General features: G+C 71.1%; 7 protein-coding genes. 6 read left to right on the forward strand and 1 reads right to left on the reverse strand.

What is annotated here, in order from left to right; translation table 11 throughout:
- The first annotated feature begins 25 nt into the window (after nucleotides 1-25).
- Nucleotides 26-1726 (forward strand): maltose alpha-D-glucosyltransferase, encoded by a 1701-nt coding sequence (treS, locus tag DMB42_RS24100; RefSeq protein ID WP_125637240.1) that lies wholly within the window; start codon nucleotides 26-28, stop codon nucleotides 1724-1726.
- A gap of 3 nt (nucleotides 1727-1729) precedes the next feature.
- Nucleotides 1730-3061 (forward strand): maltokinase N-terminal cap-like domain-containing protein, encoded by a 1332-nt coding sequence (locus tag DMB42_RS24105; RefSeq protein ID WP_125637241.1) that lies wholly within the window; start codon nucleotides 1730-1732, stop codon nucleotides 3059-3061.
- Between the two features lie 19 nt (nucleotides 3062-3080).
- Here the strand turns inward: DMB42_RS24105 and DMB42_RS24110 are convergent, their stop codons facing one another.
- Nucleotides 3081-3935, reverse strand: coding sequence for an NAD(P)-dependent oxidoreductase (locus tag DMB42_RS24110; RefSeq protein ID WP_125637242.1), 855 nt, complete (start codon nucleotides 3933-3935; stop codon nucleotides 3081-3083).
- A gap of 73 nt (nucleotides 3936-4008) precedes the next feature.
- Here DMB42_RS24110 and DMB42_RS24115 point away from each other — a divergent pair, with 73 nt between their 5' ends.
- The 4 genes from DMB42_RS24115 (at nucleotide 4009) to DMB42_RS24130 (ending at nucleotide 13074) form a co-directional block, all read left to right on the forward strand.
- Nucleotides 4009-7164 carry a BTAD domain-containing putative transcriptional regulator gene (locus DMB42_RS24115; RefSeq protein ID WP_260477899.1) on the forward strand — a complete coding sequence of 1052 codons (3156 nt, stop codon included), beginning with the start codon at nucleotides 4009-4011 and terminating at the stop codon, nucleotides 7162-7164.
- A gap of 117 nt (nucleotides 7165-7281) precedes the next feature.
- The gene (gene glgB / locus DMB42_RS24120; RefSeq protein WP_125637243.1) at nucleotides 7282-9534 is read left to right on the forward strand and encodes a 1,4-alpha-glucan branching protein GlgB; all 2253 of its coding nucleotides are present in this window, start codon (nucleotides 7282-7284) and stop codon (nucleotides 9532-9534) included.
- Between the two features lie 97 nt (nucleotides 9535-9631).
- A complete protein-coding gene (locus DMB42_RS24125) occupies nucleotides 9632-11512 on the forward strand; it encodes a S8 family serine peptidase (RefSeq protein ID WP_125637244.1) in 1881 nt (626 codons plus the stop codon).
- Between the two features lie 170 nt (nucleotides 11513-11682).
- Nucleotides 11683-13074 carry a S8 family serine peptidase gene (locus tag DMB42_RS24130; RefSeq protein ID WP_125637245.1) on the forward strand — a complete coding sequence of 464 codons (1392 nt, stop codon included), beginning with the start codon at nucleotides 11683-11685 and terminating at the stop codon, nucleotides 13072-13074.
- Nucleotides 13075-13137: the final 63 nt, after the last annotated feature.

Raw genomic sequence — 13137 nt, forward strand, 5'->3', positions numbered from 1 at the left:
TCATGAGCCCCTCGTGGGGGAGCCCATGAGCTCCACACCCATTCCCAACACCTTCGACGAGGAGAAGCCGCGCGATCCTTACTGGTACAAGCGCGCCGTCTTCTACGAGGTCCTGATCAGGGGGTTCGCCGACTCCAACGGCGACGGCACCGGGGACATCAAGGGCCTGATCAGCAAGCTCGACTACCTGCAGTGGCTCGGCGTCGACTGCCTCTGGCTGCTGCCGCTGTACGAGTCGCCGCTGCGTGACGGCGGCTACGACATCGCCGACTTCATGAAGATCCTGCCCGAGTTCGGGGACCTGGGAGACTTCGTGAAGCTGGTCGACGAGGCGCACAAACGCGGCATGCGGGTGATCGCCGACCTGGTGATGAACCACACCAGCGACGCCCACCCCTGGTTCCAGGCCTCCCGGCACGACCCGGAGGGCCCGTTCGGCGACTTCTACGTGTGGTCGGACACCGATGAGAAGTACCAGGACGCCCGGATCATCTTCGTCGACACCGAGACGTCCAACTGGACCTACGACCCGGTGCGCGGGCAGTACTACTGGCACCGCTTCTTCCACCACCAGCCCGACCTCAACTACGAGAACCCCGACGTGCAGGAGGCCATGCTGGAGGTGCTGCGGTTCTGGCTGGACCTCGGCATCGACGGCTTCCGCCTGGACGCGGTGCCCTACCTCTTCGAGGAGGAGGGCACCAACTGCGAGAACCTGCCGAAGACGCACGAGTACCTCAAGCGCACCAGGAGCGAGGTCGACCGGCTCTTCCCGGACCGGGTGCTGCTCGCCGAGGCGAACCAGTGGCCTTCGGACGTGGTGGAATATTTCGGCGACCCGGTAGGCGGCGGGGACGAATGCCACATGGCTTTCCATTTCCCCCTCATGCCCCGCATTTTCATGGCAGTCCGTCGGGAGTCCCGCTACCCCATTTCGGAAATTTTGGCACAAACGCCGAAAATTCCGGAACACTGCCAATGGGGGATTTTCCTCCGCAACCATGATGAGCTGACGCTCGAAATGGTGACGGACGAAGAACGCGACTACATGTACACCGAATACGCGAAAGATCCGCGTATGCGGGCAAATGTCGGCATCCGTCGCCGGCTGGCGCCCCTGCTGGAGAACGACCGCAACCAGATCGAGCTGTTCACCGCCCTGCTCCTGTCGCTGCCGGGCTCCCCCGTGCTCTACTACGGCGACGAGATCGGCATGGGCGACAACATCTGGCTCGGCGACCGCGACGGCGTCCGAACCCCTATGCAGTGGGACCCCGACCGCAACGCCGGGTTCTCCGACTGCGACCCCGGACGGCTCTACCTGCCCGTGATCATGGACCCGATCTACGGCTACCACGCGATCAACGTCGAGGCGCAGCAGAAGAACGCGGGCTCGCTCCTGCACTGGACCAAGCGCATGATCGAGATCCGCAAGCGCCACCCCGTCTTCGGGCTCGGCGAGTTCGCCGAACTCAACTCCTCCAACCCCAGCGTGCTCGCGTTCGTCCGGGAACTGGGCGACGACCGGATGTTGTGTGTCAACAACCTGTCGCGCTTCCCGCAGCCGGTCGAGCTTGACCTGCGCAGATTCGTCGGCGTCTCCCCCGTGGAAACCATGGGAGGGGTCCCATTCCCGGCAATTGGCGAACTACCGTATCTTTTGACGCTTCCCGGGCATGGGTTCTATTGGTTCACACTCCCACCGGCACACACCCAGGAGGAGTAGGGCGTGATAGACGAGCTCCTTGCTGCATGGATCGGCCGCCAGCGTTGGTTCGGCGGCAAGGGGCGCCCGATCGACGATCTGTCGATCGACGCGGACGTCGAGCTGACCCCGGGGCTGAGACACCTGATCGTGGCCGTCTGGCAGGAGGGCTCGCGGGACCGCTACCAGCTCCTGATGGGCGAGCGGCACGAACTGCCCGACCGGCTCACCCACGCCCTCATCGGCACCGTCGGCGACACCTATCTGTACGACGCCGTCCATGACGCGGACCGGATGAGCTGGCTGCTGGAGGGCATGGCGGGCGACGAGACCCGCAGCGGGCTGCGCATGCGGCACGCCCCCGGCGTCACCATCGACACCTCCCAGCGCAGCCTGGTGCTGGGGGCCGAGCAGTCCAACACCTCGCTCGTGTACGGCGACTCCTACATCTGCAAGCTCTTCCGCCGGCTGATCCCCGGCATCAACCCCGAGCTGGAGATCATCAGCGCGCTGGCGGCCCGGCGCGCGCCGCACATCGCGCAGCCGTACGGGTGGATCGAGGCCGACGTGGACGGCACGGACACCACGCTCGCCTTCATGCAGGAGTACCTGTCCAACGCCAACGACGGCTGGGACCTCGCGCTGGCCAGCGTCCGCGACCTCTACGCCTCGCTGCCGGGCGTCACCGCCGCCGAGGCGGGCGGCGACTTCGCGGCCGAGTCCGTACGGCTCGGCGTCGCCACCGCCCGCGTCCACCACGAGCTGGCCGAGTCCTTCGCGACGGAACTCGTCGAGATCCACGAGGTCAAGCGCATGGCCGAGGGCTTCAGGCGGCGGCTGGGCCGGGCCGTGGCCGAGGTGCCCGAGTTGCGGCGTCACGTACCGGCCCTGGAGAACGCCTATCACCAGGTGGAGTTGCTCACCAGGGAAGTGCCCGTGCAGCGTGTTCACGGCGACTACCACCTCGGCCAGGTGATGCGCACGCCCACCGACTGGGTCGTGCTCGACTTCGAGGGCGAACCCGGGCAACCATTGGCCGAACGCCGGGCGCTGTCGTCGCCGCTGCGGGACGTCGCGGGCATGTTGCGCTCGTTCGACTACGCGGCCCGGCACCTGCTGGCCGACCACTCGCAGGCCGCCGAGCTGGAACCCCGGGCCGAGGCGTGGGCCGACCGCAACCGCACCGCCTTCCTGGACGGGTATCGCGAGGGAGGCGGCGTGATCACGGTGGGGGACGCCGCGCTGCTGCGGGCGTTCGAGCTGTCCAAGGCGGTGTACGAGGTGGTCTACGAGGCCCGCAACCGCCCGTCCTGGGTCTCCATCCCCCTGGCTGCCTTCCGCCCCCGCCCCACCTGACCCACCCGGACGCCGGGGGTTAGCGGAGTTCTTCGATCAGGCTGGGGAGGCCTTCGGTGGCGTGGCCGCGGGCGGTGCGCTGGTCGATGATGGTCTTCATGGGCAGCAGGAGGTCGGGCTTGACGCGCTGCTCCCTGAACGTGCGGACCAGGGTCTCCAGGCCCGCCCTGTTGACCTCCAGGTTCGACACCAGGGTCGTGTAGTCACCCGACTCGATGGACTGCACCCACTCCGGTTGCCCAGCGGCCATCGCGTTGAGCCAAGGGACCAGAAGGGTGCTGGTGAACTCGCTCAACGGGTAACTGGCCGACTCGACGAGCGCGACCGCCTCCAGGAAGCCGGCGATCTGGCCGTACATGCCGGTCAGCATCGCCAGCGCGAGCAGCGGGGCCATGCCCGGGTCGTCGCCCACGTACCGGACGCCGGCCAGCGCGCCGAACACCGCCTCGAAGCGGTCGTACGCCTGCCGGGAGCCGCTGTAGAGCACGAGCGCGCCGGGCCGGCCGATCATCTGCGGCACGGCCATGATGCCGCCGTCGAGGTAGTCGCCACCGCGTCCGGTCACCCAGTCCGCCGCCTCGCGGGCCTCGACGGGCCGGCCGGTGGTCAGGTTCGCCACGACCCGGCCCTCCAGCGGCACGTCGGCCAGCACTTCGTACACGGCCGGGTAGTCGAGCACGCAGACGATCACCCGCAGCCGCGCCGCGACCGCCTCCGCCACCGTCGCGGCGCGGGTGGCGCCCTTGGCGACCAGGGGCTCGGCCTTGTCCGCCGAACGGTTCCACACCGTGACCCGGTGCCCGGCGTCCAGGAGGGCGCCGGCCAGCGCCGCGCCCATGAGGCCGAGTCCGATCACCGAAATATCTGCTGACATCTCACGATTCCTTAGGTTCGACTGATGCGTTCACCCTGCACGCGGGGGGTTATGGTCTGATTCGGAGTTGCTTATGGGGGGCGAGTTGCGGTTCGAGGTGCTGGGGGCGCTCGCCGTGTGGGGGCCAGGGGGCGAGCCGGTCCAGGTGCCGGAGGTCAAGGTCCGGGCGCTGCTGGCCGACCTGCTGGTCCACGCCGGGCGGCCGGTCTCCGCCGATCGCCTGGTCGAGGACCTGTGGGGCGGCAGGCCGCCGGCGAACGCCCTGGCCGCGCTGCGGGTGAAGGTGTCGCAGTTGCGCCGGGCGCTGGGTGACCGGGAGCTGGTGGCGTACCGGGCGCCGGGTTACGTGCTGCGGGTGGAGCCCGAGGACGTGGACGCGGGACGGTTCGCGGCCCTGGTCGCGCAGGCGCAGCACAGCGCCGACCCGCGAGCCCGCGCCGGGTTGTTGCGGCAGGCCCTCGACCTGTGGCGCGGGCCCGCCTACGCCGAGTTCGCCGACGAGGAGTTCACCAGGGCGGCCGTGGCCAGGCTGGCGGAGCAGCGGCTGGTCGCCGTGGAGGAGCTGGCCGAGGCGCGGCTCGGGCTGGGCGAGCACGGGCTGCTCGCGGCCGAGCTGGCCGACCTGGTGGCCGAGCATCCGTTCCGCGAACGGCTGCGGGCCGCGCACGTACGGGCCCTGTACCGGGCCGGGCGGCAGGGCGAGGCGCTGGCCAGTTACGCCGACCTGCGGGCGCGGCTGGCCGATGAGCTGGGGCTCGATCCCGGTCCCGAGCTGGTGGCGCTGCACCAGGCGATCCTGGAGCAGGACCCGGCGCTCGACGGACCGGCGCGGCGGCGTACGAACCTGCCCGCGCCGCTCACCGGCCTCGTGGGGCGGGACGAGGCGGTCGCGGAGGTGCGCGACCTGCTGCGGGCCAACCGGCTCGTCACGCTCACGGGCCCCGGCGGGGTCGGCAAGACCCGCCTCGCGCTCGCCGCGGCGGACACCCCCGGCCCGGCCGGGTTCGGCGGCGGCGTGTGGCTGGTCGAGCTGGCGGGGTTGCGTGCCGGGGCGCCCGCAGTCGAGGTGGCCGAGGCGGTGGCCGGGGTGCTCGGCCTGCGGGACGACGTGGCCGGCGCCGAGGCGGACCTGACCGCCCGGCTGGCGGGAGTTCTGCGGGGCGTTCCGGAGGGCACGGGGACGCTGCTCGTCCTGGACAACTGCGAGCACGTCGTCGACCAGGTCGCCGCGCTGGCCGGACGGCTGCTGCGGGCCGCGCCCGGGCTGCGCGTCCTGGCCACCAGCCAGGAGTCGTTGCGCATCGAGGGCGAGGCCCTGTGGAGCGTGCCGCCGCTCGGACGGGAGGCGGCGGCGAAGTTGTTCGCCGCGCGCGCGGGCATCGAGCCCGACGACGACGTCGCCGAGATCTGCGAACGCCTCGACGGCATCCCGCTGGCTCTGGAGCTGGCCGCGACCCGGATGCGCGCCCTCACCCCGCGCCAGCTCGCCGAACGGCTGGACGACCGGTTCAGGGTGCTCGCCTCCGGCCGGCGGGGCGCGCCCGCGCGGCAGCAGACGTTGCGGGCGATGATCGACTGGAGCTGGGAGCTGCTGGGCGAGGATGAGCGCGTCGTGCTGCGGCGGCTGGCCGTGCACGCCGACGGGTGCACGCTGGAGGCGGCCGAGGAGGTCTGCGCCGAGCCGGGTGTGGACGTCCTGGACGTGGTGGCCCGGCTGGTGGACCGTTCACTGGTGGTGCGGGCGCGGGGCGAAGGGGGGCCGCGGTTCCGGCTGCTGGAGTCCGTGGCGGCGTACTGCGTGGAGCGGCTGGGCGAGGCGGGTGAGCTGGAGGAGGTCAGGCTCCGGCACGTACGGCATTACACGGGGCTGGCCGAGCGGGTGGAGCCGTACCTGAGGGGGCACGGGCAGCGGCTCGCGGTCCAGCAGCTCGACGCGGAGGGCGGCAATCTGCGGGCGGCGCTGGAGACGGCGGTGCGGCTCGGCGCGCCGGCCGAGGCGCTGCGCCTGGTGAACGCGCTGGCCTGGTACTGGATCCTGCGCGGCCGCCTGGGCGAGGGCAACCGCGCGCTGGAGACGGCGCTCGCGATCCCGGCGGGTGAAGGAGCCGCAGGTGGGGGGCCCGGGGTCGCGGTCGCGCGGGCGTGGCTGGCGGGGATGCGGCTGCTGGTGGGGCAGCCGCCCGGCCCGGACGTGACGGAGTTGTTCGCCGCGATCACGGACCCGCGGGAGCGGGCCAGGGCGCGGTGGTTCGTCGGTTTCGCCCTGTTCGGGTACGACGACCTGTCGATCAGCACCGGGATGATCGAGACCGCGCTGTCGGAGTTCGGCGGGCTGGACGACGAGTGGGGCATGGCCGCCGCGCTCGTCATCAGGGCCAGGTGGGCGGGGATGCGCGGCGACCTGGACGGCATGCGGCGCGACGGCGAACGCGGCCTCGCGCTGTTCAGGCAGACCGGGGACCGCTGGGGCGAGTTGCGGGCGGCGGAGTCCCTGGGCAACCACGCCGAGATCATCGGCGACTACGACCGCGCCGCCGGGCTGCGCGCCGAGGGCCTGCGCATGGCCGAGGAGCTGGGCCTGTGGAGCTCGGTGTCCGACGCCCTGTCGCGCCTGGGCAGGCTCGCGATGTTGCGCGGTGACCACGCCACGGCCGAGGAGCACCACGAACGAGCCAGGCGGCTGGCGGTGTCGCAGTCGAACCGTCCGGCCGAGGAGTTCGCCGAGATCGGGCTGGCGCTCGGCGCGCGCCGGCAGGGACGCCTCGACGAGGCCGAACGTCGGCTGCTGCGCTGGCTGGACTGGGTGGTGGACGTGTCCGGCGAGCCGGGGGCGGCGCTGATCCTGGCGGAGCTGGGCTTCGTGGCCGAACTGCGCGGCGACGCGGCGGGCGCGCCAGCGTACCAGCTTCGCGGGCTGGCGGCCGCGCGCCGGGTCGGCGACCCGCGCGCGACCGCGCTCGCGCTGGAGGGCCTGGCGGGGGCGCGGGCGCTCGGCGGCCGGTACGCGGAGGCCGCACGGCTGCTGGGCAAGGCCGCCGCGCTCAGGGAGTCCGCGGGCGCGCCGCTCCCGGCGGGCGAGCGGGGCGACGTGGACCGCATCACCATGGCCGTGGCTGCGGCGCTGGGAGACACGGCACTGGCGGCCGGACGTACCGAGGGGGCCGGCAGCTCCGTGGACGACCTTCTCCAGGCCGTACCGGGCCACGACACGCCCAAGGATCATCCATGACGATCCTGCATCCTTCTGGGATCATCCCGGGATTTTGCACTTTCGGTGATTGTCACCGTGAAAGCGGGCAGTGCCTGGGATGGACGGTCATCATAAGGCAGGGTTGGGAGCATGCCCATGAGGACAGAGCTCGACCGCCTGGCTGGCGGGGCACACCACGATCCGCACTCCGTGCTCGGAGCGCATCCCGTCTCGGGCGGCGTGGTGTTCCGCGCGCTGCGCCCGCTGGCCGAGCGGGTGCAGGTGGTGCTCGACGACGGCACGGCCCATGACATGAGGCACCAGGCCCACGGCGTGTTCGAGACCACCGTCGCGGGGCTGGACAAGGTGCCCGACTACACGCTGCGCGTCCGCTACACCGGCGGGGAGCCGTACGAGGTCAGGGATCCCTACCGCCACTGGCCCACGCTCGGCGAGGTGGACCTGCACCTCATCGGCGAGGGGCGGCACGAGCGGCTGTGGGAGGTCCTCGGCGCCCGCGTGATGGAACACCAGGACGTGGACGGCACCGCGTTCGCCGTCTGGGCGCCGAACGCGCGTGGCATCAGGGTCGTCGGCGACTTCAACCACTGGGACGGCACCGCCTACCCCATGCGCTCGCTCGGCCGGTCGGGCGTGTGGGAGCTGTTCGTCCCGGGGCTGGGCACGGGTGAGCGGTACAAGTTCCAGATCCTCGGCGCGGACGGGCTCTGGCGCGACAAGGCCGACCCGATGGCCCGGCGCACCGAGGTGCCGCCGATGACCGCCTCGGTGGTCGACCAGTCGTCCTACGCCTGGGAGGACGACGCCTGGATGACCGACCGGCGCGAGCGGCCGGCGCAGCTCGGGCCGATGAGCGTCTACGAGGTGCACCTGGGCTCGTGGCGGCCGGGGCTGTCGTACGTGGAGCTGGCCGACCAGCTCTCCGAGTACGTGGCCGACATGGGGTTCACGCACGTCGAGCTGCTGCCGGTGGCCGAGCACCCGTTCGGCGGGTCGTGGGGCTACCAGGTGACGTCCTACTACGCGCCGACGGCCAGGTTCGGCACGCCGGACGAGTTCCGGCACTTCGTGGACCGCATGCACCAGCACGGCATCGGCGTGTTGCTGGACTGGGTGCCGGCCCACTTCCCCATGGACGACTGGGCCCTGGCCCGCTTCGACGGCACCCCGCTGTACGAGCACGCCGACCCGGCCAGGGGCGAGCACCCCGACTGGGGCACCTACGTCTTCGACTTCGGGCGCAGGGAGGTCAGGAACTTCCTGGTCGCCAACGCGCTCTACTGGCTGCAGGAGTTCCACGTGGACGGCCTGCGCGTGGACGCGGTCGCCTCGATGCTCTACCTCGACTACTCGCGCCGCGAGGGCGAGTGGACCCCCAACGTCTACGGCGGCCGGGAGAACCTCGACGCGGTCGAGTTCCTCAAGGAGATGAACTCGGTGTGCTACCGGGAGGCTCCGGGCATCTCGACCGTCGCGGAGGAGTCGACGGCCTGGCCGGGCGTCTCGCGGCCGGTGCACCTGGGCGGCCTCGGGTTCGGGTTCAAGTGGAACATGGGCTGGATGCACGACACGCTCGAATACCTGCGCCGCGAGCCGATCTTCCGGCAGTACCACCACCATCAGATGACGTTCTCGCTCATCTACGCCTATTCGGAGAACTACGTGCTGCCGCTGTCGCACGACGAGGTCGTGCACGGCAAGGGCTCGCTGCTCGGCAAGATGCCGGGCGACGAATGGCAGCGGTTCGCGCAGCTCAGGGCGTTGCTGGCGTTCATGTGGGCGCATCCGGGCAAGCAGTTGCTGTTCATGGGCGGCGAGTTCGGCCAGGGCTCGGAGTGGTCGGAGGAGCGCGGGCTCGACTGGTGGGTGCTGGAGTTCGACGGGCACAAGGGTGTGCAGCGGCTCGTCCGCGACCTCAACCGGATCTACAAGGAGACCCCGGCGCTGTGGGAGCAGGACGCCACGCCGGACGGGTTCCGCTGGATCGACGCCGACGACGCCTCCGGCAACACGTTCTCGTTCGTCCGGTACGCGGCCGACGGGTCGGCGGCGGCGTGCGTGGTCAACTTCAGCGGCGGGCCGCACGAGAGTTACCGGCTCGGGCTCCCGTACGGCGGTCATTGGGCGGAGGTCGTCAACACCGACGCCTACGACTACTGGGGCAGCGGCGTGGGCAACATGGGCGGCGTGGAGGCCGAGGCCGAGCCGTGGCACGGGTTGCCGTTCTCCACGACGCTGCGGGTGCCGCCGCTCGGCGCGGTATGGCTGACCAAGGAGGCGCCGGCCGCGGCCAAGGAGACACTGGCCGAGCGCACCGAGACACCGGCCGCGAGCGGCGAGGCGCCGGCCGAGGTCGAGGGGACACCGTCCGGTTCGTTGGACGTTTGAGGTGTGTGCGCTGAAAGTTCAATGAGAAACCGGGCTGGGGCCTGTGCCAGCGGGATAAATCGCCCTAAACTCCGAGATCATCCCCCTCGGAGGACGTGTGCGATTTCGCCCCCTGATCGTGTGCTCGATCGTCCTGGCCCTGCTGCCGGCCTCGGTCCCGGCGTTCGCCGACGACCCCACCACGACGCCGACTCCGACGCCCTCCCAGAGCAAGCTGGAGGAGGGCCTCGCGCTCGACGGTGACACCACCCGGGCCATCGTGGAGCTGACCGACGCCGCCCAGCACGAGCCCGTGGCCGGAACGGCGGCGGCCGAGAGCGTGGACGTGCTGCTGCAACCGCAGAGCCAGCCGTTCATGGTGGTGGAGGGCACCGCCGAGGAGCTGGCCAAGCTGGCCGAGGACCCGCGCGTGACCTCCATCCACCGGGACCGGACCTACGCCCCCGCCGAGGTGAGCTCCAACCTCACCCAGATCGGCGCGGACAAGGCCCACGAGAAGAACTTCACCGGCGCGGGCCAGAACGTGGTCGTCCTGGACACCGGGATCGACCGCGACCACCCGTACTTCGGGGGCAGGCTCGTGGCCGAGGCGTGCTTCTCGGCCGTGGAGAGCGGCGTGGAGTCGCTGTGCCCGAACGGCCAGCCCCAGCAGACCGGCGAAGGCGCGGCCGACGCCACCACCGCCAAGTGCCTGGCCGACGGCGTGAACCTGTGCGAGCACGGCACGCACGTCGCCGGCATCGCGGCGGGCAGCGGCGGCGTGGCCGCCGGCGCCGGGATCATCGCGGTGCAGGTGTTCAGCCGGGTCAACGACGAGGACACCTGCATGGGCGAGTCGTCGTGCCTGCTGGCCTTCGAGTCGTCGCTGCGGCTGGCCATGGACTACGTGGGCACGCTGACGCAGCCCATCGCGGCGGTGAACCTGAGCCTGGGCGGCGCGCTGTCGGAGGGCGACTGCGACGCCACCGAGGAGGGCACGGTCTTCAAGCCGAAGATCGACGCCCTGCTGGCCAAGGGCATCGCGACCGTGGTCGCCGCCGGGAACGAGTTCTTCGAGGGCGCCTCCTACCCCGCCTGCGTCTCCTCCGCGGTCGCGGTCGGCGCGAACGACGGGTCCGACACCATCGCCGACTTCTCCAACCGGGGCTCGCTGGTCGACTTCTTCGCCCCGGGCGTGGACATCGAGTCCTCGGTGCCGGACAACCAGATGGCCGTGCACAGCGGCACCTCGATGGCCACGCCGCACGTGGCGGGCGCGCTGGCGCTGATGAAGGCGGCCTCGCCGCAGACGCCGATCGCCGACCTGATCAACACGCTGAAGACGACGGGCCGCCCGTACCAGTACGAGGCCAACGGAGCCCAGGTCACCACGCCGCGCCTGGACGTGGGCGCGGCCCTGGCCGGCACCGGCACGCAGCCGCCGATCACCCAGGCGCCGACGCAGAACCCGGTGCCCGACCCGACGGACAGCAGCGGCCCGGCGCCCGAGCCCGACCCCACGGACGAGGAGCGGCCGGCGCCCGCTCCGACCTCCTCGGCCACGCCGGTCCCGCTGCCGACGGTCACGGTGACGGTGACCGTCACGCCGACCCCCGCCCCGTCGTCCGCCGCCGTCTGCACCCGCGGTACGGCCGGCGCCCGGATGAACGCCGGGAAGTGGGCCGTGGAGATCCACCGCAGCAGCGGGACGATCCCCGACAACACGCTCAACTGCTATCTGAAGCTGATCGGCAAGGCCAGCAAGATCTTCCCCGAGCTGACGAAGGCGTCGTCGCTGGGCAAGGCGTACCGGGTGTTGAAGGGCACGAAGACGACCAGGGACAAGCTGGACAGCGCGTTGCTGACGGCCTGGCTGAACTGGGCGCACGGCACGAACGGCACGACCGTGCTGACCGCCGCCGAGAAGGTGCGGCTGAGCAGCACGGCGTCGAAGGCGTCGCTGAAGAAGGCGACGAAGAACGTGCTCAAGTCCCTCTGAGCACCCTCATCGCGGATAGGGCCGGTCATTTTCGACCGGCCCTCTCCATTTCCCCTGACCAGGCAAAAAGCCGCTCAGCTTTCTCCGGTTTCACATACGTCACTGACATCACACTTGTCACACCCGGGGATGCACACCTCACACCGGACGGTCTGACCTCGGAGGACTAAGTGAGGCTACGGTTCCTGCTGGCCGGCGCCACAGCGCTGGCCGCGACATCCGCCGTGCTCTGCGCGACACCACCGCTGCACGCCGACGCGCACGACACCGGCGACCCCATCATCAGCCCGGCCCTGGTCGCGGAGGTCCAGGCGAAGAGCAAGGTCCGCTCGATCATCCAGCTCAAACCAGGTCAGAACGTGCAGGCCGTGGCCAAGGACCTCGAACTCGCCTCCGAGGGCAGCCGGGTCCTGGAGACGACCCAGTCGCCGCACTTCTTCGTGGCCGAGCTGGACGGCAAGACCCTGGCCCAGCTCGGGAAGGACGACCGCGTCCAGGCGGTCTACAAGGACGAGCTGCGCCCGGCCCTCCTGGACACCAGCACGCGGGTGATCGGCTCGGACCGGGCCAACCAGGCCGGCTGGACGGGCAGGGGCACGGCGGTCGCCGTCCTCGACACCGGCATCGACCGCGACCACCCGTTCTTCGCCGGCCGGATCGTGGACGAGGCGTGTTTCTCCTCCTCCGACGCCAGTGACGGCTCGGTCTCGCTCTGCCCGAACAGCCAGCCGAGCCAGACCGGACCGGGCGCGGCGGACGCCGAGACCGCCCAATGCCTGGTGAACGGCGTCAACGCGTGCTCGCACGGCTCCCACGTGGCCGGCATCGCCGCGGGCCGGATGACGCCCGGCGCCCCCTCCGACGGTGTCGCGCCCGCCGCGGGCATCCTGCCGATCCAGGTCTTCAGCCGCATCGACAGGGCGATGACGTGCGCGATGATCGGCACCTCCGCGCCCTGCTTCCTGAGCTACACCTCCGACCAGAAGCTGGCCCTGGAGTACGTCGCACGGGTGGCCACGGCCCAGCACGTCGCCTCGGCGAACCTGAGCCTGGGGGGCGGGGGGCCATACCAGCAGAACTGCGACGCCGATCCGAGCGCGGCGGCGCTCAAGCCGGACTTCGACGCGCTCATCGCCCTCGGCGTCGCGCCCGTGGTCGCGGCCGGCAACAACGGCTTCGTGAACGGCGTCTCGGCGCCCGCCTGCATCTCCTCCGCCGTCGCGGTGGGCGCCACCGACGACCGGGACGCGGTGGCCGACTTCTCCAACCGGGGCCCGCTGCTCGACCTGTTCGCGCCGGGCGTGAACATCAGGTCCTCGGTCCCGGACGACGCATACGACGACAAGAGCGGCACGTCGATGGCCGCGCCGCACGTGGCGGGGGCGTTCGCGCTGATGCGGCAGGCGTACCCGGATCTCACGGTGGCGCAGACCCTGGAGCGGCTGCAGGCCACGGGCCGCAACATCGACTACTCCACCGGCGGCGGCCAGGTGCGTACGGCCCGCATCGACCTGGCCAGGGCCACGCCGGCCGCGCGGGCCACGGGCGATCCCCGGGCCTGACAGCAGCACGAAGGACGGGCCGGATCGGGATGATCCGGCCCTTTCGCGTATCAGAACAAGAAG

The sequence above is a fragment of the Nonomuraea sp. WAC 01424 genome, from assembly GCF_003947315.1.
Classification (GTDB): domain Bacteria; phylum Actinomycetota; class Actinomycetes; order Streptosporangiales; family Streptosporangiaceae; genus Nonomuraea; species Nonomuraea spiralis.

Excerpts from the sequence above, each read along its gene's own strand:
- treS (WP_125637240.1), top strand. The coding sequence starts at position 26 with ATGAGCTCCACACCCATTCCCAACACCTTCGACGAGGAGAAGCCGCGC.
- DMB42_RS24110 (WP_125637242.1), bottom strand. The coding sequence starts at position 3,935 with ATGTCAGCAGATATTTCGGTGATCGGACTCGGCCTCATGGGCGCGGCG.
- DMB42_RS24115 (WP_260477899.1), top strand. The coding sequence starts at position 4,009 with ATGGGGGGCGAGTTGCGGTTCGAGGTGCTGGGGGCGCTCGCCGTGTGG.
- glgB (WP_125637243.1), top strand. The coding sequence starts at position 7,282 with ATGAGGACAGAGCTCGACCGCCTGGCTGGCGGGGCACACCACGATCCG.